General features: G+C 55.9%; 23 protein-coding genes and 3 pseudogenes. 19 read left to right on the top strand and 7 right to left on the bottom strand.

Going from position 1 to position 21,599, the window contains the following annotated elements:
* Window positions 1–71 precede the first annotated feature (71 nt).
* Window positions 72–1,455: pseudogene (locus ACVWYI_RS37835) on the top strand (IS110 family RNA-guided transposase).
* Window positions 1,456–1,457: 2 nt separating this feature from the next.
* Here ACVWYI_RS37835 and ACVWYI_RS37830 read toward each other — a convergent pair.
* Both ACVWYI_RS37830 and ACVWYI_RS37825 read right to left on the bottom strand, forming a co-directional pair.
* Window positions 1,458–1,715 (bottom strand): annotated as a pseudogene (locus ACVWYI_RS37830) (transposase); the annotation flags it as partial.
* 343 nt (window positions 1,716–2,058) lie between these two features.
* On the bottom strand, window positions 2,059–2,361 hold the full coding sequence (locus ACVWYI_RS37825; protein WP_456664703.1) for a hypothetical protein: 303 nt from the start codon (window positions 2,359–2,361) through the stop codon (window positions 2,059–2,061).
* Window positions 2,362–2,509: 148 nt separating this feature from the next.
* Between ACVWYI_RS37825 and ACVWYI_RS37820 the strand changes: the two genes are divergently transcribed.
* The 10 genes from ACVWYI_RS37820 to ACVWYI_RS37775 all read left to right on the top strand — a co-directional run bounded on the left by ACVWYI_RS37820 (window position 2,510) and on the right by ACVWYI_RS37775 (window position 10,068).
* Window positions 2,510–2,812, top strand: coding sequence for a hypothetical protein (locus tag ACVWYI_RS37820; RefSeq protein WP_456664702.1), 303 nt, complete (start codon window positions 2,510–2,512; stop codon window positions 2,810–2,812).
* Between the two features lie 62 nt (window positions 2,813–2,874).
* Complete coding sequence (locus ACVWYI_RS37815) at window positions 2,875–3,216, top strand: hypothetical protein (protein WP_456664701.1); 342 nt, start codon at window positions 2,875–2,877, stop codon at window positions 3,214–3,216.
* A complete protein-coding gene (locus tag ACVWYI_RS37810; protein WP_456664700.1) occupies window positions 3,217–3,876 on the top strand; it encodes a hypothetical protein in 660 nt (219 codons plus the stop codon). It abuts the gene before it with no gap.
* Window positions 3,870–5,102 carry an AAA family ATPase gene (locus ACVWYI_RS37805; RefSeq protein WP_456664699.1) on the top strand — a complete coding sequence of 411 codons (1,233 nt, stop codon included), beginning with the start codon at window positions 3,870–3,872 and terminating at the stop codon, window positions 5,100–5,102. The genes ACVWYI_RS37810 and ACVWYI_RS37805 overlap by 7 nt, the downstream gene beginning before the upstream one ends.
* Window positions 5,103–5,249: 147 nt before the next feature.
* Entirely contained in the window at window positions 5,250–6,155 is a 906-nt protein-coding gene (locus ACVWYI_RS37800) for a DUF2971 domain-containing protein (RefSeq protein ID WP_456664698.1), read from the top strand.
* A 255-nt stretch (window positions 6,156–6,410) separates the two neighbouring features.
* Window positions 6,411–7,190: a hypothetical protein gene (locus ACVWYI_RS37795; RefSeq protein WP_456664697.1), complete on the top strand. Its 780-nt coding sequence runs from the start codon at window positions 6,411–6,413 to the stop codon at window positions 7,188–7,190.
* Between the two features lie 506 nt (window positions 7,191–7,696).
* Window positions 7,697–8,140 carry a hypothetical protein gene (locus ACVWYI_RS37790; RefSeq protein WP_456664696.1) on the top strand — a complete coding sequence of 148 codons (444 nt, stop codon included), beginning with the start codon at window positions 7,697–7,699 and terminating at the stop codon, window positions 8,138–8,140.
* Entirely contained in the window at window positions 8,137–8,718 is a 582-nt protein-coding gene (locus ACVWYI_RS37785; RefSeq protein ID WP_456664695.1) for a hypothetical protein, read from the top strand. Before ACVWYI_RS37790 ends, ACVWYI_RS37785 begins: the two co-directional genes overlap by 4 nt.
* An 80-nt stretch (window positions 8,719–8,798) precedes the next feature.
* Window positions 8,799–9,482 (top strand): HK97 family phage prohead protease, encoded by a 684-nt coding sequence (locus ACVWYI_RS37780; protein WP_456664694.1) that lies wholly within the window; start codon window positions 8,799–8,801, stop codon window positions 9,480–9,482.
* A gap of 130 nt (window positions 9,483–9,612) precedes the next feature.
* On the top strand, window positions 9,613–10,068 hold the full coding sequence (locus tag ACVWYI_RS37775; protein WP_456664693.1) for a hypothetical protein: 456 nt from the start codon (window positions 9,613–9,615) through the stop codon (window positions 10,066–10,068).
* A gap of 954 nt (window positions 10,069–11,022) precedes the next feature.
* On the opposite strand, the gene ACVWYI_RS37770 is transcribed toward ACVWYI_RS37775, so the two are convergent.
* Window positions 11,023–11,205, bottom strand: a complete 183-nt coding sequence (locus ACVWYI_RS37770; RefSeq protein ID WP_456664692.1) for a hypothetical protein — start codon at window positions 11,203–11,205, stop codon at window positions 11,023–11,025.
* Between the two features lie 1,270 nt (window positions 11,206–12,475).
* Complete coding sequence (locus ACVWYI_RS37765; protein WP_456664691.1) at window positions 12,476–12,637, bottom strand: hypothetical protein; 162 nt, start codon at window positions 12,635–12,637, stop codon at window positions 12,476–12,478.
* Window positions 12,638–12,688: 51 nt separating this feature from the next.
* On the opposite strand from ACVWYI_RS37765, the gene ACVWYI_RS37760 reads away from it, so the two are divergent.
* Window positions 12,689–13,264, top strand: coding sequence for a hypothetical protein (locus ACVWYI_RS37760; RefSeq protein ID WP_456664690.1), 576 nt, complete (start codon window positions 12,689–12,691; stop codon window positions 13,262–13,264).
* Window positions 13,265–13,392: 128 nt separating this feature from the next.
* Entirely contained in the window at window positions 13,393–15,543 is a 2,151-nt protein-coding gene (locus tag ACVWYI_RS37755; protein ID WP_456664689.1) for a hypothetical protein, read from the top strand.
* 34 nt (window positions 15,544–15,577) lie between these two features.
* Here the strand turns inward: ACVWYI_RS37755 and ACVWYI_RS37750 are convergent, their stop codons facing one another.
* A complete protein-coding gene (locus ACVWYI_RS37750; RefSeq protein WP_456664688.1) occupies window positions 15,578–16,069 on the bottom strand; it encodes a hypothetical protein in 492 nt (163 codons plus the stop codon).
* Between the two features lie 89 nt (window positions 16,070–16,158).
* Here ACVWYI_RS37750 and ACVWYI_RS37745 point away from each other — a divergent pair, with 89 nt between their 5' ends.
* The 5 genes from ACVWYI_RS37745 (at window position 16,159) to ACVWYI_RS37725 (ending at window position 19,131) form a co-directional block, all read left to right on the top strand.
* A complete protein-coding gene (locus ACVWYI_RS37745; RefSeq protein ID WP_456664687.1) occupies window positions 16,159–17,265 on the top strand; it encodes an ImmA/IrrE family metallo-endopeptidase in 1,107 nt (368 codons plus the stop codon).
* Entirely contained in the window at window positions 17,258–17,683 is a 426-nt protein-coding gene (locus tag ACVWYI_RS37740) for a hypothetical protein (protein ID WP_456664686.1), read from the top strand. The genes ACVWYI_RS37745 and ACVWYI_RS37740 overlap by 8 nt, the downstream gene beginning before the upstream one ends.
* Before the next feature lie 174 nt (window positions 17,684–17,857).
* On the top strand, window positions 17,858–18,277 hold the full coding sequence (locus tag ACVWYI_RS37735) for a hypothetical protein (protein ID WP_456664685.1): 420 nt from the start codon (window positions 17,858–17,860) through the stop codon (window positions 18,275–18,277).
* 331 nt (window positions 18,278–18,608) lie between these two features.
* Window positions 18,609–18,890 carry a hypothetical protein gene (locus tag ACVWYI_RS37730; RefSeq protein WP_456664684.1) on the top strand — a complete coding sequence of 94 codons (282 nt, stop codon included), beginning with the start codon at window positions 18,609–18,611 and terminating at the stop codon, window positions 18,888–18,890.
* A gap of 1 nt (window position 18,891) precedes the next feature.
* A complete protein-coding gene (locus ACVWYI_RS37725; protein WP_456664683.1) occupies window positions 18,892–19,131 on the top strand; it encodes a helix-turn-helix transcriptional regulator in 240 nt (79 codons plus the stop codon).
* 39 nt (window positions 19,132–19,170) lie between these two features.
* On the opposite strand, the gene ACVWYI_RS37720 is transcribed toward ACVWYI_RS37725, so the two are convergent.
* Both ACVWYI_RS37720 and ACVWYI_RS37715 read right to left on the bottom strand, forming a co-directional pair.
* Window positions 19,171–19,905 carry a hypothetical protein gene (locus ACVWYI_RS37720; RefSeq protein ID WP_456664682.1) on the bottom strand — a complete coding sequence of 245 codons (735 nt, stop codon included), beginning with the start codon at window positions 19,903–19,905 and terminating at the stop codon, window positions 19,171–19,173.
* 3 nt (window positions 19,906–19,908) lie between these two features.
* Window positions 19,909–20,181 carry a helix-turn-helix domain-containing protein gene (locus tag ACVWYI_RS37715; protein WP_456664681.1) on the bottom strand — a complete coding sequence of 91 codons (273 nt, stop codon included), beginning with the start codon at window positions 20,179–20,181 and terminating at the stop codon, window positions 19,909–19,911.
* A 278-nt stretch (window positions 20,182–20,459) separates the two neighbouring features.
* On the opposite strand from ACVWYI_RS37715, the pseudogene ACVWYI_RS37710 reads away from it, so the two are divergent.
* Window positions 20,460–21,536, top strand: a pseudogene (locus ACVWYI_RS37710) (tyrosine-type recombinase/integrase); the annotation flags it as partial.
* Window positions 21,537–21,599 lie beyond the last annotated feature (63 nt).

Below are 21,599 nucleotides of genomic sequence, written 5' to 3'. Positions count from 1 at the left end.
GCGATCCCGTTTAGGAATCCGAATAAATTGCGCAGCCCAGCCCTTCCGCCGTGTCAGCAGGAGGATTGGAGATGAACCGCAACAAATCGAAATCCAGGGCCGACGGCACGATGCCCATGGTGCACCCGAACGCGGCTGCCATCGACATTGGCGCGACCATGCCCATGGCTGCCAGTCAGGGCAGATCGCGCACCTGAGCCAGTACGGAGCTTTGGTACCTTCACGGCTGATCTGCATCGGCTGGTCGACTGGTTTACAGAATGCGGCGTCGAGACCGTCGTCATGGAATCGACCAGTGTCTACTGGATCCGGATTTTCGAGCTTCTCGATGCACGGGGGTTCACTGTGTTTCTTGTCAACGCGCGCGATGCCAAGCACGTGCCGGGGCGCAAGACCGATGTCAGCGACGCGCAGTGGCTGCAGCGGCTCCATTCGTTCGGGTTGCTGCGAGCCAGCTTTCGACCCAAAGGGCAGATTGCCGAACTGCGAGCCTACGTGCGTCAGCGGGAGCGTCTGCTGGAGTACGCGGCTTCACACATCCAGCATATGCAGAAAGCATTGACTGAGATGAATCTTCAACTCCACCACGTTGTGGCCGACATCACCGGTGCGACCGGCCTGGGCATCATTCGCGCGATCCTTGCCGGGGAGCGCGACCCTGAGGCGCTGGCGTGCTTACGCTATTACAGCTGCCACTCCAGCGCCGAGACGATCGCGAAGGCACTCACCGGTAGCTACCGTGCCGAGCATCTGTTTGCGCTCGATCAGGCACTCGCCCTTTACGACGCCTATCGCGAGAAGGCATCTGCCTGCGATGTCCGGATCGAAGCTGTGTTGAAGGAACTCAGCACCCACAGGGGTCGTGATCATGGATCAGCACCGCCAGTCTCGCGGCGTCGGAACAGAACCGATCAGGCGAACGCTCTGGCTTTCGACGTCCGGGCGGCGCTGTTCGTGTTGCTCGGAAAGGACATCACTATGATCGACGGCCTCGGCCCTTACCTTTCGCTGAAGTTGATCGCGGAATGCGGCGACGACCTTACCTCATGGCCAAGTGCAAAGCATTTTACCTCCTGGCTGGGGTTGGCTCCGAGCAATAAGATCTCCGGCGGCAAAGTGCTCTCGTCACGAACGCGCCGATCCGGCGGTCGGGCCGCGGCTCTTCTGCGCCTCGCTGCCGTCACCGTCGGACGCACTGACACCGCGCTCGGCGCCTTTTACAGGCGCCTCTCGTCCCGCATCGGCAAGGCCAAGGCGGTGACCGCCACGGCCCGCAAGATCGCAGTCCTGTTCTACAACGCGGTGCGACACGGAATGGAGTATGTCGATCCGGGGGCCTCATCCTACGAGACGCGCTACCGCACGCGAGTCGTCAACAATCTGCATCGGCGTGCCAAGGCATTCGGGTTTGTTCTCCAGCCCGTGGAGCCGAAAGCTGGTGCTGCCGTTTCTTAGGAATCGTTCTCCAGCGTCAGCTCGCCGATCTTGGCGTGCAGCGACTTTACGTCCACAGCCGGCACGGCGGCCGTCACACTTCCAGATCCGAAAACCTCGGAAGCTCCTCCCTCGAGCTGCGCCTTCCACGCCATAATCTGATTGGGATGGACGTCAAATTGCTCAGCCAGTTGAGCTATCGTTCGGTCGCCCTTCACGGCAGCGAGTGCCACCTTGGCCTTGAAAGCCGGCGTGTGGTTCCGGCGCGGTCGTCTGCTCATGGTCTCTCCTGTTCGCGGCGATTATCGCCGCCGTCAGGCAGAAACTCCACTTATCCTCCTGTTCAAATTTGCGGGGCCAGCTCTGTGAGATCGAGTCGTTCTCAAAACGAAATCGAGTCGTTCTTAAAGCGGAAATCGAGTCGTTATCAAAGTGTCCGCACATGATGATGATGATCACCAGTATGGTGGGCCCGGCAGGACTCGAACCTGCAACCAGACCGTTATGAGCGGGAAGGGGAGCCCGAAGGATATTGAAAACGCTGATGAATCCGACGACGAATGACGATGTTTGTTCGCGTTTGGTTGCGCCGTAGTATTGGTTATTGATTGGTTGGCGCAACAGCTATTCCGTATTCAGCTTCCGCCGCAATCTTTGGATAAGAGCAGTGATAGCTTCAACCCCAAGCCCCATACCGCGCGCCTCGGTTACAACATGAATATCCTCAGTTACCGTGCCTTTTGCATCGCGGATGAGGGTCTTTTCAATTTCGTCTAACCATGGTCCCGGCCTGTCTCCGTGGGTCTCTGCCAACTTATCGAGAAGTGTCATAATCGATTGGCCCATCGCTGTGATGAGCAACGAAGACTCTTGCATGTTCTCTGGCATAGCCATTGAGAATTGCTTTTTTTCCGGATCGAAGGGCAAGCGTCGGCTCCTGATTCCCAATTGTCAGCTACCCTACCGTCGGTGCCGATAATCTGCAACGCACGTTGATCGGCGTCTTCCAAAACTGTTTCGCGTATCCCGGCTGCGCACGCCGGTTTTTTTTGTGCGCACAACCAACAAGGAAACTATGTCCAGCAAAATCGATTTCATTACCTACCTTAAGTCCACACTCGCTGCGGCCTCCGCAAAGCTGCTGGCTGCCAATCCAACCGACAGAGCCACAGCGGGCCGCTTAGATCAGATCGTGCGGTCGGCGGAAGACAATGTCTCCGATGGGCATTGGGCGCAGATCGCACCCTTCTTTGACCCGTTAAGCCCCAAACTGCAGCTAGCCGTGATGCATCTGAACGCAGACATCATTGCTGGTCAGAAGGCAGCGCCTGACTTTGACACGTACTTCGGCATGCTCGCTGCCGACATTCAGAACTGACAACCATAATGCGCCGTCGCGTTTAGCGGCGGTGCTTTCTCTTTTCAATACAGAGAACGATAATGACACTACTCAATACAAAGAACGATTGCATAGATTCCATTCGCAACATCGCGCGCAGTACATCGGCATGGCGGAAGTCATTGACGGTTCGCTGGCCCGATGACCCTCGGAACGCCCAAGCGGTGACGCTGCTTGATCAACTCGCCGCTAATGCCGTCAACCTGACGGACGAGCAATGGGCCGCACTGCAGCCCCATTTCAATTGGGCGTCAGAAGGTTGGAGGGACGGCCTCAACCAAACGGCCCGTCAGGTGGGCTTTCATAATCGCAACGGCGACTTGGACTGCTTTATTAAGGCGCTAATACAGAATCTCTCGGTGTCAAAGAGCGTTGCTGCGTAGATGGAATCGACCTTTGACGACACGCTGCCAACAGCGGAAGAAGTTGAGTGCGAATTTCAGGAACGGGGCGCTGACAAGGCTATGGCAGTCACGTGGTTAACTGAACATGGCGTCGACACATCGCCTCCGCCGCAAGCCGCGGTCATTCAGTATGGCGTGGTGTGGACTCCCGAAATTGGCCGGTACAAGTTTGTCATCTATGGCTCCAGCCACATAGGTCCAAAGCACCCGCACGAGCTAGCCGTTCCTATTTTCGAAGATGGCAAATTCGTTGACCTGCTGGTTATTAGCGACCAAATGCATTTCGCTTCCGTGACGTGCCGCGCATCATGGCTTGGTCGTGAAAACCTAGCCGTGCCAGTAGTTCGGCTTCACGCGCATCCGATAGATTGGCTTGAAGCTGGCTGTACCGGCGCTTGTCACATCGCGCCGATAAGCCGGAAAGCCCTCAAAGAACTTGCCGCTGCTGGCATCATTAAATGCAACAAGATCGAAACAGCGTTAGAGGCATGGGATTGGGGATTTGGCTCCGACGAAGCCGAGTTGGCGCGGTTTGAGATCGATGATACCCCACGCGCCATAGAGGCATATTATAAACGAGAGATTAGATGGCACGGCCGGCGTGTCGCAGCGGATATGGAAGGGCGGCACCCGTGGTGAATCTAGCCGACATCCATCCGCGCTTAACCGCCGAAGTCGAGGCGGCGAAAGCCGAAATCGATGCCTACGCTAAGGCGGCGAACGACAACAAAGCGAAGACGCTGCAGCTACCTGATGCGGCAAAAGCAGACCTGAAAGAGAGATTCCAAACCACGTGGTTCGACGACGTGGACCAATCGACAGAGAAGGAAGAAATACTGAAAGGCGTGCTTGGCGCTGGAGAGTTTAGTTTGTTCGTCGCCAAGCCCGGCACCGGCAAAAGCGTGCTGGTCGGGGACATTGGATGCCACATCGCAGCCGGCCGGGAGTGGCATGGCCGTAAGGTCAAGCAAGGGCTGGTTGTGTTTTTCGCGGCTGAACGCAAAAAGCTAACGGAACGCCGCGTCGCGGCATGGCGCAAGACCCATGGCGTCTCTGGCATCCCATTCGTGGTTGTCGGCGGGAGGCTTGATCTTACGTCTGGTGCGATCGATGCCAAGATGTTGGCAGCGACCATCAAGGGTTTGGAGGAAAAGAGCCGTCACAAGTGCGTCTTGATCATTCTCGATACCGTCACTCGTACCTTTGGACCCGGCGATCAAAATCAGTCCAAGGATATGCAGCGATACGTTGCCTCCGTCGACGAACTGACGCGGGCTACCGAAGCGCACGTTGCTGCCATCCACCATTCTGGCTGGGAGGGCGACAGGGGCAAGGGTGCCATTGATCTTGATGGCGCAATTGATGTGTCGTTCGGCGTCACGGTGGCTGGCGCTGGGCCGTCCAAAGTCTTCACCTTAGCCTGCACGGGCGCGAACGACGGGGAGGAAGGGCCGGTGACATCGTTCCGGCTGGACTCGGTAGAACTCGGCACCGACTCGGATGGCAACGTGACGACGGCCCCTTTCGTCGTACAGGTCGACGCGGCCAAGCATGATGGCTCCAACCTCAAGGGCAACGCAGGCAAGGCCCTGGAATCTCTCAAGGCGGCTATCGAGGCGGACGGCGAAAGCCCGCCAGCGGGCTCGCCCGGCTTTCCAGAGGGCGTTTTGGCGGTGACCCGGGACGCTTGGCGCAGTCGGTTTCTTGCCGATGCGTGGGCGAAAGAGGCGAAGGCCGCCGAAGATACGCTCAGCAAGCGATTTCGACGGGCCCTCGTTGAGCTTACCGAAGGCAACAAGGTCGGCTCATCCGGCCAATGGTTCTGGCTGGACAGCCGGACATTGGCGGACATGTCCGGACATTGAGTTTTTGTCCGGGACCATTCTACCGGACAGGACAGGACAGGTATCTATTACCTGTCCTTATGTCCGGTGGTTTTGGACGGAACTTAGGTTACGTCGGCCGCGAATCGTGTTCTGTTACTTTATTTAATGGGCTCGGAGCGACCCGCTATGCCATTTCTGGCTCACTACACCTCAAGGCAGGGTCTCGAAGGCATCGCTACGTCTAAGACTTTGCGAGCGACGAGTTTCCTTCAGCTCAATGATTCGTCCGAGTATTTTTATGCTTGGGAAATTTTGCAGAAAGAGGCCTTGAAGGCCACAATTCAGAAAATGCCTGCCGGGTCCATTTCAGCATCAGTTGACTTGGATAGTCACGCTGCAAAATCGACAGCTCAATTCAGAGACTTGATAGCGTCGTCGGGCGACCGCGGTCTGATGTACGTCGTTTCTTTCGCGACTTCTTCAACTGAAGATCACGAGCGGCGCGGGGTGCTGACCCTGTGGGACCGCTATACTCAACACAAAGGCTACTGCCTGCAGTTTGCGGAGCAGGACATCCGGCGCTTACTTGAGCTGGAATTGCAGAAAGGTAGCTATGCAGCCCTTTCTCTTAAACGCGTGACTTACGGCGTTGACACCAATACGGATGAATTCAAAGCTCTGTGCTATCAGCTTGCTCAGGTTTGGCTGGTCCAAGCAGCGAGGGCTCGTCCGGACCTTCCCATCAGACCGGCTTTCCAAGACATGTGGGGTGAAACCGATCTTCATCGCAAGTTGATGGAGTTTTGCGCCCGACACAAAGACCCTTGCTTCGAGGACGAGCGTGAAATGCGTATCTTTGCCTTCCCGGCTGATCAAGCGACACCACGGTTTCTAACTGGAATCGCCCATGTGAAGCGGCGCCGTCAGACACCCACTGGGAAGACCTACATCGATTTGGGCGAGTACTGGGACTTCGGGTTGACACCACGTCGAATCTTGATTGGCACGAATGCGGAGCGCGACGTTTCAAACGTTTTGGCCCTTTACGATCCGGCGCCTGATGTGGCGTTCGCAAATTTGCCCGTTGTGTAGAGGCGCTAGATGCCTGCTCAAGCAGGGATTCAACTCGATACTGCGAGTTCAAAGTGGAAACAGACTCGCTTTTTGTCGGCAAATTAGCTACAACCATCGAATTGTAGAAAGTGCGACTGGCCTAAAAAAGTCGTCGCGATGGTCTGTGCAGCTGTCGACATTGAATAACTGATTTTCGCCGCCATTAGCGGCCCGGGGACACCAGCAAGCCAACCGTCGGACAGCGCCTCGCTTGAGCGAGCGCTTCGCCGCGCATTGAAGGAGACTCAGCGCGCGCAATGGCGGGCGAAGGACGAATACTGTTTTTTTCTCGACGTGCCGATCAACGGTGCGCGGGCTTACTGTCATTTGAGAAAGAGAGATACGCCGATGATATTGCTAGCCGACAGGCGTTCAGGCAGCGAGGTTGAAGGATTCTATAGGCCCGGTGAGCGCAGCGAGTACGGGGCTCCGTTCGAAGTCCTGCAAACGAAACCCCCGTGCTATAGCGGCCCTCCTTCGGGACGCGCACCGACTCATGAGGAAAAGCGTGGAGCTTGGCATTTGCAGGAGGAATACCTTGCAGGCCGACTCGGTAGGAATGATGAAGAGAACAGCCGGTTATGGAATACTGCAATTTGGGTAGACACAATCATCCGTACGGCCACGATGCCAGCGGAAGCCGTAAAGGCAATGAATCTATGCGCGGACGGTTGGAGCGATGCATTCAGCCCCGAATATAGAGACCCAGCGGCCTGCGCCGACGAAACAAATAAGGGCTTCGGATTCACAAGCTTCAAAGTTGATGAGCGCGACAAGAAACGCCTAGCAATCAAATTGTCCGACGACGACCTTTTCTCGCTTGTGGACTATTTCAAGGAGTCGGAAGAGTTAGCTACTCTCGACACCAACAAAGTCATCCTTAAAGCTGACCCAATAGCAAAGCGGCTCGATATTCCCGGGCCGGAAACAGCGGCAAGAAGCTATCAAGATTATGAAGATGCTGATGCTGAGAACAGGCTCGCTTTGGCATCCCGTAAAGCGCGCGACCACTGACCACGCGACTATGGCGAACTGTCTGGGTGGCACCCAGAACGTGCGGAAAGATATCGCGCCGTCCATTGGCCGTACGCGTGTGATCGAGGGCTTGCGCCTAGCGGAATCTATCAGGAGGCGCCTCAATCGGCAGGAAAGTAATTTCTCAGCTTGGCTAAGTCAGGTCCGCGCACGGCAGATTCAAATCCCTTCCGCGGAATGGCGCCTCTCAAATCGTTTCAAGTTGGGGTCGGTTGACGAAATTATCGCTGGAACGCTGTCGAGTTTGTCACATTTTACTCCCAAGCCTACCCATGCCAACGATAATCACGCTCCCGTCGGCGTCGCCATGGCAGCCTAAGACCCCCTGAGGGGGGCGCGGGGTCAGATTGCTATAGTAACAATGAGAGGAAAGAGATTTCCTCTAACTCAAATGACCAACTTCAAAGCAGCCCGTGCCACCCCGCGGGCTGCTCTTCTTTTTGGCCTTAGGGAAAGGCGAGATACACACTCATATCGAGGAATTCATGCAAACCTACTCGACCGGCATTGCTGCAAAGGCAACCGGCACGCCGCTGGCAACGCTGCAACGGTATCTGCGACAGTCTAACATAACGTTGCAGCCCTGCGACGTTCCGTCCCGTGGTTGCGGCGAAAACCGCGGCTACTCACTCCGGCGCCTCATACAGATCGCGCTAACCACGGAGCTAACCCGGCTAGGCATCGCTCCGTCCAGGGCGGGCAAGGCCGCCTTCGAATTCAGCGACAAGGGTGGCACCGGCCGTCCTGTGGGGGAACTCTATCCTCTGGGCCAGACGCTGCTTGTTGGGCTCCCTGACGGGAAGAGCAAAGTCATCTGCGTCCCGCCCGACAAATCAATCAGCGACGTGCTGTCCAACGATAGTGCGGCATTCATCTGCGACTGCGGGTACGTCGTCGCCAACGTTCTATCAAATTTGAGCAAGTCATGACAATTCCGAAGCCCACTGAACTCCATCCGCTAATCGCGGAACTCGAAAACAAGCGAAACAGCCTCAGCGCGGAAAAGGCGACTAAGGTAGCAGAAGCTGCCGTGGTCCGAGCGCGCCTCCAAAACTCGCCCAGTACAGGCAGCGCGTCCGAAAATAAACTGCGTGCGATCTTGGGCCAACCCTTGGTTCAAGATGACGCTCCGGACTTGCCGCGTCTTCAAGCACTGCTTCAGGAATTGACCGTCATCAATGAAGCGCTCAACAAACTGGACGGCTTGATTCAGAAGGAACGAGATGTTGGCTCGCGGCTCGCATGTGAGGTCGTTAGACCGGAGGTCGTAAAGCGGGCGAAGTTGTTCGCGAAGGCTCTCCTCGAATTGCATGCTGCGAACCAAGAGTACGAGCGCTATTTCGACGAAATCGAGAGCACCGGCACAAACGTCTCCAGCCTAAACCGAATCTTTCTCACACACATCGGATCGCCCCGCGATCCATGCGGCGGATACCATTACGGTTTGCGCGACTTCGTCGACGCTGGAATCATTTCTCGAAACGACATGCCGCAGGCCATCCGCTGATGATTACTATAGATCCCGCCGATCTGCGTTCCCTTGAGCGTAGCGAGGCGAAAGCGTTTCGGGTTGATCGTGGCGGCGCCATGAACGCAGTATTCGACGTGGTTGATGACCTTGCGCTAGACGGTCAGTTTGTGGCGTTCAATGTGCCGTTCCCGTACAGAAATGATATCGTAATGCTCAAGCCAGGATGCTTCGGCAGCGTATCTAATCTCCGCATAGCGTTCTTAGTGGATCACGAAGAATCGACAGAAGTCGGTAGCACGGATGACGCGGTTGAAGTGATGATCGATGACGAAGGTGCTCAGTTTCGTCTCGACCTTGGGCGATGCAAGAACGGTCATGTTCTCGCGCGAATGTGTGAAGTGGACAGCCGTTCGGCCATGTCACACGGCTCCGATATCTTGGCAGAGCATCGTGAGATGATCGCGGGCCAATCAGTCCGAGTGATTACGCGGGCGCGTCTGAAAGAGATTACGCTTTGCAAGGAAGGCGCGGCCGGCGAAAACGCCTTCGCGCTTGTCGTCGATAAGGCTGTAACACCGAAGCCCGTAGCTGGATCGCGATCGTTGTTCTTCAACACCGCTCGTACGCTTGGCAAGGTCGCACGCACAGTCCGGAAGCTTAAAGCAAGCGTTGCCGCCACGTACGGCGAGCGAGAGCAGAGGCGCCCAGTCAGGTGGCCTACCGTCGAGGAGTCCAATCGATCCCAGACGGCAGAAACCGAACGGCTTCAGAGGCAAGCAAGAGCGAGCCTGTTTAACTAGCTCCGCTTGCGCGGCTGCGTTCCCCCGTCTGGTTTTGAACGGGCTCCCGACAGGGGCGCGCGCCGCAGGTAATCCCTATGGGTAGGGTGGGAGTCCAAAGTATGACAGTTGGCTACCTATTAGGACCGACATGGGCCAACTCGTGCACTCCCGCATTTCCAACTTTTTGCTTTTTCTATTTTCTCAAGGATTTAACTGCATGGCACGGAGACGAGTGCCCTTACTTAAGGCTGAAGCCACGGGTCGAACATTGCACGACCCAAAGAGATTCAAATCGCGGCGCGAGCCGAAATCAAACGGCCCGCTTGGTGATCCACCAAAGTGGATGACTGACAAGCACCAGATTGCGGCGTGGCGGATGTTTTCGGACGAGCTGCCATGGTGCAATAAGCAGCATCGGACTCTGGTCGCAATTGCATCGCAAATTCGAGGGCAATTGATCGCCGGTACGGATGTTAGCGTGAGCGGTTTAAATCTGCTTCGACTTTGTCTTGCTCAGCTTGGAGCGACACCGTCCGACTCGTCGAAGGTGTCTCTGCCGGATGATGAAGCGTCAAGCGAAGACGCTAGCGCAAAATATTTCTAACTCATATTTACAGGGCCATCGCCTCAAATGGGCATTTCCATCAAAACAAATTCTCTTACCATCCCTGCGGCTGCGCCGACGCCTTTGGTGAGCGCAAACAACGATAGGAAGCACCTATGTGTTGTGGTCAACGGGGTGAACCCGTGCACGATTAAGTTTGGTTCCGCACCGATCAGTGCCACGGACGGCATCAGCCTTGACGGCGCGAGCGTATCAGCCGGTCAAGGAGGTTCAATTTGGTACGGAGAACTCGACGCGCCAACCGATGCTATCTTTGCTTGGTCCACTCTGGGCACAACCGTAAGCGTCGCGCAGGGGACTTAGGGGCCCCAAGAGCGTAGAAGCCCGGCTGAGCCGGACTTCCGTTGTTATCGGTCGCTTACTTCGGATTGTGATCCGCCCATACGATCATGCGCCAGCGAATTGTACCCTGTGCTGAAGTGTGCGCGTGATGCCCTTGGGGCGGGAGAGTATGCCCAGTAGCAATTCCGATTTCGCGATGGCATCCCATGCATCGATAAATACCAGCGTGGGGCGCTGCGGTTCCGGGCGACTGGTCCTTATCGAATGACGCATCGCTAGATGCGCTTAGGTAAGACGCTTCTTTATATAAACCCAAGGTGGTCTCCGTCAGTTCAAGACCGGACTTGACCTCTCGGGACTTACCGAATGTAATGCTGCTGCTGCTAACATCAGCGTTTTGGCCCGCAGTCCGGAAGGGTTGCGCGGGCAAATCGGGGCCGCCAGTCGCAAGCTGGCGGTTCTCCCCGACTCGTCACGATCAGTGGAACATGATTCCCGACGTGCAATCGTAATCCGTACAACTTATCCCGGATATTCACAGGGCCATCCTGTGGACAACCTAATATTCTGAAGGCATTTCGCAGCGCCCGTCGTCGGTGCACAATACGGGCCGCGGTCTTCTAACCTAGGCCGCGCATCGCACGTTAGGGGCTAGCGCATGTGTCCCAACGGCATGCCGAGTGCCATCGCCTTTTGGCGCAGGGACGCTTCCGTTCGCTTCATAGTTTTTGCGATTTTAGCCACGGGCGTCTTTGCTCGCGAATGGCCGCGAAGCTCCTTGACGTCAGCCGCGGTGTATTCACGCCGCACGCGCTTTTTCGATTTCTTGGCCATTGCCGCTCCTTTGATTGAGCGGCGCTTCTACCCGCTGTGCGGGCTTACTTCAACTCATCGATTATTAAACGGATGGAAGGCGATGTCGTTCGCTAACCTGACTTTTGAAAGCTATCCATTGATCAAACTTGAATCCCTTCCAGCCGACATTACGGCCCCGCCACCCGACGCGAGTGGCAATTTCGCGTACCAGCCTTCGACCGGAAAAATCTGGCGGAAAGTCCAACGGCGAGTGGCTGCCCATCAGCGAAGCGAACAAGAAAGCCAATTCCTAATCAATGACCGAATTTAACAACTACTCAACCGGCACCGTAGCCATCGGTGCCGGAGCAACATCTATTGTCGGAAGCGGCTCTAACTGGTCCGGCGCCAACGCAAAGCCGGGTGATGATATCGTTGTCGCTGGCCACACTATGATTGTCATGGATGTTGTCGACCCGACAACGCTTACAATTGACGCGTGGCCATATTCGGCCGTCACGTCCGGCACGGCGTACAAAATCGTTCAGCGTTCGCCCCTGCGTTTTGCGGGTGGCGATGCTATGGCTTCCGTGTCTAAGATGATTGCGGCGCTAGAGACTAACGGCGTGCCGATTATTGTTCCGCCAACTGCAACTGTACCTGATCCTTCGCTTGGTGAAGACGATCAGTACGCGATTCAGCCGGGAGCTTATAAGTTTTGGCTCAAGACTGGCGGCTCTTGGGTCTTTCAGGGGATATACAAAGGGTTCTCTCCAAAGGGAGCGTGGAGCGGCGCGACCGCTTACGCAATTGGCGATGTCGTTGCGCTTAGTGGCTCTTCTTACCTCTGCGTCCTTGCGCATACAAACCAGACGCCACCGAACGCCACGTATTGGCAATTGCTGGCGTCAAAGGGAGACCCTGGCACAAACGGTAGTAATGGCGCTACAGGGCCTGCGCCTCTGTTGCCTATCGCTGGCTGGGTGACAGCAACGGCGTACGTGACCGGGCCGCCAGCTAGTTTCGTGTCAAACGGCGGCTCCTCATACGCGTGCCTTGTGTCTCACACATCAGGCACGTTCGCTACTGATCTGGCAGCGGGTAAATGGGGCTTGGTTGCTCAGAAAGGCACGGGCGATCTTACGTCGACCAACAACCTTTCGGATGTCACGAGCGCCCAGACCTCCCGCGGTAACCTTGGTGTTCTATCTCCACCGCAAGGCCGATTGACGCTGGCAAGCGCAACGCCCGTCATGACGACGACGCAGAGCGGCAAAACCACACTTTATTACGCGCTGCATCTCGGCAATCAGGCGCCGATATATGACGGCACCAAGTTCACAATGTCGACGTTTACCGAGCTGTCGATTGCGACGACCGACACGACGAAGAACCCCGCGGCGATCGGAGCCAGCAACGTCAACGACTGGTTTATCTGCGGAACGATGCCGGCACACTGCGCCTGTCGCATGGCCCGGACTGGTCGAACAGCACAACCCGTTCAGCCGGCACGGCGCTGGTCGTGGTCAACGGTATCCTGCTCAACAATGCCAGCATCACCAATGGGCCGGCCGCATCTCGCGGAACCTATGTTGGCACCACGCGCAGCAATGGTTCGTCGCAACTCGATTGGATTCTTGGCGGGTCGGGATCGGGCGGCGTGGCGGGCTTCCTTGGTCTCTGGAATGCCTATAACCGCGTGACAGTGTCCGCGGCGACGATCGATAATGGCGCGCCCTATACATACTCCAGCTCGACCGTCCGGCAGGCGAGAGCGTCCGCAGGCAACCAAGTATCAGTTGTTTATGGTCTGGCCGAAGATGCGACCCAGATCCAGTATGCCGGCCGCGTTAGCCTTGTCGCGAATGGAGCGGCGGCGGTGTTCGGCATTGGTGTGGATTCGAACAGCGCATTTATTGGACAAGGGGTTGTCGCAGGTGGTCCTAATACGACCAACGTTGGTGCAACCGCCGTTTACGCGGCCGGGCCACTGCTGGGCCTGCATGTGTTCTCGGCCAACGAGCAGGACGACAGCACCAACGCCAACAACTTCAACGTAGCGTCGCAGAACGCATTCAGCGTTATGGCTAGAATGTGATCAGCCCAAATCGTGCAGGCCCATTTTGTGAGCCTGCACCTGCTTTCAGGAAACAAATCTAATGACTGAAACCAACGGGGCCGCGGCCCTTCAGGCCGTGGCCGAAGCTGTTGCGCGAGGCGTGGCGCATGGCTGAAGGCGATATTGTACGCAGGGTAACAATCACTGCGACAGGTGAAGGCATAGATAGCACGACACGTTCGGTCGAGTCGCTCGGTGATGCTGTCGGAAACGTTTCTTCATCAACCGATTTGCTATCGACTGCACTGGCGGGGTTCGGCGCGTTTGGCGCCGCCGCTGGTTTTCTAAACTACGTCGCGCAAGCTAACAAAGAGCTTGCCGACATGGCGACAACGGCAGAGCAGGCCGGGTTGTCAGTACGTGATTTCCAGTCTGTCACGTTTGCCGGGCAGGTAAAGGGCCTGAGTTTGGATCAGGTTAACGCGGGCCTGTCGAAGTCCGCGCAGTTGCTGAACGACGCACAGCGCAACGCAAATTCTCTTTCCAAGGAATTTGAAGCGAACGGATTCAGCATCAAGAATGCAAACGGACAACTGATCAGCGAGACGCAATTACTACAGACCGCGGGCGATCTTGTGCGGCGAGCGCAGACTCCGCAAGATCAGATCGCCATCGCTCAAATGCTTGGCTACACTAAGGAATGGATTCCGTTCCTTGAGCAAGCCTCGCACGGCTTTGACGGCATCCGAGGCGCCGCAGAAGACGCAGGCGCAATCATTAGCGACGAAACGATTGAGAAGGCCAAGGACTTCGACGAACGCTGGCGAAAGTCTAGCGTTGAGTGGTCGACGTATATGAAGGCGGCGATTTCTGAGCTTCTGCCGGAAGTCGACAAATACATTGATAAAGCGGCATCGTTTATCAAGGAGGTTCGCGAGCGCGCTAGAGGTTCATCGGACGTAGCCGGCGCGGTAGCAGCAAGCGCCGCATCGGAAGTGCTAAAGTCGGCCGGCGTAGACCCTCAAAAGGGAATCGCAATCGACACCGAAGCGTTGAGTCAGGCGCAAAAGGATTTCCAAAACTCACCGATTTTCGAATCCGATACGTGGACTACGTTTGGCAAAGCGTTGTGGAATGGCTTCAGTTACACGAGCCAGCAAGAAGCTTCCGAAAAGATTCGTGGCGTTGCTGCCAGCATGGTCAATGAGCCTCGTTATCCGACAGCGTCGGAAATGGACGCGGCATTTGACAAGGCGAATCCGCCAGACCCGGGCTCTAGGGCCAAGCCATATCCGGGTCTGTCTGCGTCTGACTATGAATCCCCGATACCGTCCAGGGTGGCTTCAAAGGACCTCGGCAGTAGTGCCATCGACAGAGCCACCGAGTCTCTGACGAAGTACTCAAAGACGACGCTTGCCGCGGCTGAATCGGTCGGTACTACGGCAGACAACATCGAACGCCTCAAGGCTATGGCTTTGCTTGAAGCTGCAGCGGAGAAGGAAGGCGTTTCTGTTACGGGCCAGCGCGCGAAAGCATTTCAAGAGCTAGCACAACAGGCCGGTGATGCCGCTCTAGCTCTGGAAAAGGCAAGAGTCGCAAACCAAATTAGCTTCGCACGTCAAACGGCACTTCTGACTCCTCAGGACGCACAGATAGCGTCGACGCTAAAGAACATCTATCCGGACGTGACAGCCGCGTTGAACAGCTCCGAAGCTGCTCAAATTCGGTTGAACAATTCAGTCAAGGAATTCGCTTCAACGTCACAGGACGCAGCGAGGGGCTTTGCTCTCGATTTCGAGCACGCCCTCGCGCAAGGCAAATCGTTTTGGGATTCATTCGCTGCGGCCGGGACGAACGCACTGAACAAGATCGCTGACAAACTCATGTCTATGGCCGTCGACAATCTTTGGTCGAAGGCGTTTCCCGGGGGTGGTGGCGGCGGACTAATGAATCTGTTCGGGTTGGGCGGTAGCGGTAGCACGCCAACCATGAGCGGCTCTGATCTCGGAGCAGGCACAGGCGGATTGTCGTTTCCCATGTTCGCAGACGGCACGGACAGCGCCCCGGGCGGCTGGTCCGTCGTTGGCGAGAAGGGGCCAGAACTTCGCTATCTCGATAAGGGTTCGAAGATTCTTCCCAATGGCGTCATGCCTGATGGTGGCTCTACTCACGTTTCGGTGCCGATCACCATTGACGCACGCGGCGCCGACGAAGCCGGCCTTGCACGCGTTCAGGCGCAGCTAACGGACCTGAAGGCGAGCTTGCCGAACGTCATTGTAAACACAGTCACCAAGGCAAAGCAGACTCGGCGTCTGTAAAGGATTAAGGCGGTCTCCGGGCCGCCTCTTCGTCCTAGCCCAGCAGTTTGCGCTCAATCTCCGTGGTTGTCTTTCTCACATCGGCGGTGTTGACATTCCATCGCCACCATAGCGTGCCAAGGGACAGAACGGCAGGAGCAAAGCTCGCGCCAATGAGAAAGATAGCGAGATAGACACTGGCCGAATCATCTGCTTGCACCGCAGCCCACACCAGTAGGCAAAACAGCCCTACCGCTGCAATGGTGTTGACCTGAGCGGCAATGCGGTACTCGTTGAAGAACTGGACTTTCCGTAGTTCTAAAGTCGAATGGAGGTCCAGTACTTCATTTTCCAGATCAAGCGACGTATCTGCGATCTCGCCCTGCTTTTTGAGCCGCTTTCGCCGCAATGCAGCGAGCTTAGCCAGCCGCTCGATTCGCTTCGACAGAGGGGAGCTTGCGAACTCAGCTATCGATTGAAGAAGTGCCGTTCCGAGATGGAGCCCAACTCCCAGTTGCAATACACTAGAGAAATCGCTTAGTTTCATGATCACCGCCCTCGGAAGAAATTGTCTTGGCATCAATAAAACAGAATGTAGCTAGACTACTACAAGTTCGTGGTCTTTCTGAGCGCGACTTGGGCGAGCGTGTCGGTATGCGACAGGACGAATTCCACCAGTGGCTCGACGATCCGCCCAAACGAAAAGAGACCGTAGTAAAGAAAATTGCCGCTGAACTTCTGGTGCCGGATTTCTACCTGTTCGCCGAGGGTGAAAGGCTAGTCCCAGCATCAAGCATTGCTGACTTCCGTTTGGCTACTCCGGCCCGTAGGGCATATCAACGAGACACGATTAAAGCGATTGATCTTGCCAAAAGCATACAGGCTGATCCGCTGACACGAATAGCTTTTGATGCGAACCGCCAGCTAACCAAGATCATTCCGCAGTCGTGGAAACCAGAAGAGGCCGCGTCCCAGTTGCGCGCCGTTATCGGGCTCACTGATGATTTACAATCGAACATTGAGGATTCGAGGCAGCTATACGTCCGCCTTCGTAGATGGGTCGAACAATTCGAAACGCTTGTTTTTCAATTCAGCTTCTCGACTGAAGACGGCGTCGGATTTGCAGTAGTCGGAAACGACACCTTCGATGCTATCGTTGTGAACACACTCGGGCAGTCCTACTCTCGCCGTCTGTTCACTCTGGCTCACGAGATATACCATTGCATCTTGGGTGAAACGGGAATCTCTGATCCTGATATTCTCAAAAACGCGGTAGAGCGAAAGTGCAATGTTTTCGCAATCAATTTCCTGGCGCCGCGCACACTTGTCAATTTCGCGGCGCAGAGAACGATTACTTCAAAACAGTTCGATATCGACGAATTGAGGGCATTCTCTAAGATCACGAAGATATCCCTCTATGCTAGCGTTCTCCGGTTAGTCGAGACGGGACACTACGATGCCAGAGCTATAGCCACATGGCACGGCTTCATCAAAGCTTCAGGAAATCCCGATTTCGCCAAGGCGGGTGGAGGCGGTAAAAATCGGCAACCTGAATGGAAGTACAAGCTTTCTCGTTACGGATCACGGCTCGCAGAGATTTTTGATCCTGCCATTCGGGCCGGGATAGTCGACGACTTAGATTTTTACCGCTTATCGGGCATCAAGCCGAAATATCAACCGGACTATTTCAGCAATGCGCCCACGGCGTCGTTGACGGACGAGGTGGACGAGCCCGATGCCTAATGGCACCGCGTTTACCTTCGATGTGAAAGGGTTGCTGGCTTGGTCAAAATCGTCCGGCAATCAATTTGCCGTGGCGCAAGCGGATGTTAGTACGGGCCAAGTGCGCATATACGCAGTCGCTTGGAATGAATTTTGCGATGTCTACGAGGACGAGTCGGCAACAGTCACGGGACTCGGAGTGAAACGCGAGCAACTTACGGAAGAGCACAGAACCTCTATCATAGCCATTGCTGACCGCGCTAACGCAACATTTGGAAGAAGAGGGCCAAACGATAGCGCAGTGGATTGGAAGATTGCAGGTATTGCCTCATGCGAGAAACTCGTTGTGGTGACCGACGAAAGGCGCAAACGTCGATACTCCGGCATCGACGGCATACAGGCAGTTACGTTTGAGGAGTACATTTCGACACACGAATAGCGAACAGCCGCGGAAGGACGAATAGCCCGCGAATACGACGCGAGGCAAGGGCGCGGGGAGGTTGCGAACGATGGTCGACCGACAACCGTTACAACGGGAGCGGTAAGCAACCGACGCAGGGGTCGGGCTAGCTGGCTAATATTTGGTCCAACAAAAATGGTAAGCTGAGGCTTCATGATCGACGACAGGATGCCGGACCTAGCGCCTATGGAACGGTTCAATGCAGAGAAGGAGTATGCAAAAGAGACATTTGAAACGGAATTCAAATCCGTTGGCTACTTACTCGCCGCCCACGGCACCGGCCTCGTTGGCAGCTTGAGCGTTCTGAAGGATTACAACGGCAATTCTCAATTGAAGGGGGTTGGCGTGTTCATCACGCTTTTCGCGGTCGGATTCATGATGGCGATCATATCCTTTGTCACTGTTTATCGGCATCGTTCGGAAGTGATGACGTTGTTCCTTGGTGACAAGCTAACTCCCGCGCCATCAAACGTAACTCGATTGGTGTGGGGGAGTCATATGCCACAGTTGCTATCTGCTCTTGTATTAATTTTGGCGCTACTCGGGATCGTTGTACGCTTTGCTCACTTATAACGCGGGGGCTCTGCGGAGCGGAGGGGTCGATGCGCTTTGCGGCGAAGTTGGCCGCAAGAAACGTTGATCGGCGTAGCGACATGAAAGAGGTCGACGCCACATTGGCCCCGTGGCCCGTCGCGGCTCAGGGCTGCCGCCTACGCCGATGTGACGCCGAAAGAGTTTGACTGCATGGTAGCGGCCGGGACCATGCCGAAGCCGGCCAAGATCGGCGGCTAATCGCTGGGATAAGGTAGCCGTTGATCGGTCCTTTGACGGGCTTTTGGTACGCAGACGGAGTCGGCCGGGGAAGTCGTCGTTCCGAAGATTAGCGATTTGAGCGACATCTCTGGTGTTGTTCGGCTACTTTTCTTCGATCAATCTGTTTCCTGCCGATTCCGGCATGGGGAATACGAGAATGCAAGTCATCACCGCGCAGCTAGCTGCTAACGAAGAATTGCTCGCCAGCTTGGTCGAAGCCGGGCGCATCGATCAGGCGACCGCAGCAAAACACATGATGAATGCCGAGAGATTAGGAGCAAGCGGCATAGTTCTAGAGTTCCGAGCCGAGCCGCAGCCGCCTCGTGCTTTCAAAATTGAGCTAAACGGAATCCTCAGCGTTGAGCCTGCATAGCATGGATGATCGCGATCATCCATGCTGGCCACGCGGGCTGTCGCGAGTACGCGCGGCAGCCTATGTCGGTGTGTCTCACGCGATCTGGGATAGGATGGTTGCTGCTGGCGAGATGCCGAAGCCGAAGCGTACCTACGGGCGCACGATCTGGGACAAGCGGGCAGTCGACAAAGCGTTTGATGCTCTTGATTCGGGAAATAGCACGCCGTTCGGTGATGAGGTTATTGATTTCGCGCCGTAGGGCGGGCGGCAATGACCATCCGACGCGAGCCAGCTCGGACTATTCGTCTTCCAAGGGCCAGCGAAAGCCTTCCGTTTCTAACCAAGTCTGGAATTCAGCTATCAGATTAGCCGTCGAGCAATTTACTTCCTCAGAAATGGAATTTGCGGGGAATACCCGCGAAAAGATTAGCACGCAGGCGGCTCCAGTTTCTACACACGCAATGAGTGCCTGCTCCACAGGGAACGAATCGACGGAGTGAAGGGATGTAAGGGACACGCTAAATGCGTCTCCAACATCTTCAACCCGTAAGTTCTTCATTACAGCAATCGGATTGGGATGCGCGCCGAAGTCTATGCTTGCGTCGTAAACTTGCTGTGTGAGCGTCCGCAGATTAGGGTCGCGTTTCAACAACCTTATACCTTTGGCCGCGGTAAAGGTCCGTCGACAGGTCTCCCGATCCATATGACGGTTTAACCAAGCTCTGTCGGCTCCGTGTTCCTCTTGCATTATCAAGCCGTATAGGGCGCACTCAATCGCAGCTCTCAAGTTGGGAAAGGTGGCCGGTGACTGTCCACCTAATGCTGTACGGACCGCAGATAAGAAGTAGGCGTGTGCTGCCAGGACCATAATTCTGGCCATCACATTGTCGCCAGCCTCTGCGACCATTAGATTCCGAAAGTTCTGATCGACCCGCTCTAAGAACGCGAGATATTTGTCGTGGTGATCCATCGCTTCCGCTTCGTTCTCGCGTGCGATGTTTAAGAAGCTTGCGATGTTTGCATCACCAACCATTAGTCATCTCTTCTTTTGCCCAGTCGGAACGCAAGCCTTTGTAGGCCATTTCTGAAATTCGACGCCTTTTTCGGTGAAGACGATCCCCGCTGCAGCGAGCTCATTCATAAGAATCGAGAGTGTTGCTTCATGCGGCTCGCGCTTACCGGACTCCAGATCGACGAGTGTAGCGCGATGAATATTGCAGGCCTCCGCTAGATAAGCTTGCGACCACCCCAGCAGCCCGCGTGCGGCTCTGGTTTGCGCCGCCAATAACGATAAGTCTCGTGCGCTCATGATGATCGATCACATTGAAATCCGACATTTTGTCGTGTATACATTCAGGTTGATATTGAGGAATTTATGTCTGCAAGTCCATCGCCTGCACCTGCGAACGACAGCATCGGTTTGGATGCGCCAATGCGGCTTGCTGACGCTGTCGCGCACTGTTTCCCGCTTGGTGGAATGTCCGTTAGTGGCCTACGCCGTGAGGCAAGGGCAGGCCGGCTAGTTGTCGAGCGAATCGCGAACAAAGATTTCACGAGTCTCCGCGCTATCGAGGAAATGAGGAAGCTATGCCGCGTCAAAGTAGAGGGCCGCGCCTTTGGTGGCGAAGGGAGCGGCGCAACGACGGCAAGATCACCGCGAAGGGAACGTGGATCATCGTCGACAGTCGTGAGCATATCGCCACGGGATGCTTTGCAGGCGAAGATAGAAAGGCGCAGGAGCGCTTAGCCGCTTACATCGGTGAGAAGTACGCCCCGGTGCGGCGCCTCAAGGATATTGAGGAAATCGACATCGCGGACGTGCTTTCGATCTATGATGACGACCGCCGCGAAACGCAAGCGAACAAGGTAAAATTTGACGGACGAATAGCGCGCCTCAATACGTGGTGGGGTGGCAAGACGCTTTCGGAGGTCAACGGTGCTAATTGCCGGGCATATACTAAGTCGCGTGGCAGCAACGGTGGGGCGCGCCGTGATCTAGAAGACCTTCGCGCCGCCATTAATCACCACGCCAAGGAAGGCTTTCACCGCGGAATAGTTCGTGTGGTTCTGCCGGAGAAGGGCCTGCCGCGCGAACGGTGGCTGACTCGGAAAGAGGCCGCGAAGTTTCTTTGGGCTTGTTGGCGATATCGCGAAACGCAAACGGTTCACGTTGGGCCCCTTAAGGGGCAAAAAATTGAGACTGACAAGCGGCCTTTAAGACACGTGGCGCGGTTCGCATTGATTGGCCTCTATACTGGCACTCGTGCCGGTGCGATAGCGACGGCGTCGCCCTTCCGTGCGGAGGGCAAATCGTTCGTAGATCTGGAAGGCGGCATATTCAATCGGCTCGCTATCGGCAAGCGGGCCAGCACTAAACGTCAGACGCCGGTTCCGTTGCCGGACAGACTGCTTACTCACCTCAGAAGGTGGGCTCGGCTTGGCATTGCAAAGAGCTACTTCGTGGAATGGAATGGCCGGCCGGTAGCATCGGTCAAAACCGGTTTTGCGTCCGCGGTGCGAATCGCTGGCCTCGATGTGTCCACCGGCAATGTAACGCCACACACCCTTCGGCATACCGCTGCGACTTGGTTGATGCAGCGCGGCGTTGCCTTGTGGGAAGCTGCGGGCTTCCTAGGGATGAGCGAGAAGACACTTAGAGAGACGTATGGCCATCACCATCCCGACTATTTGCGTGGTGCAGCGAACGCCATTGGAACGCACTCGGCA

The organism is Bradyrhizobium sp. LB13.1, assembly GCF_054056815.1.
Note: the sequence above shows the minus strand (reverse complement) of the source record. Positions and strands in the feature narration are given on the sequence as shown.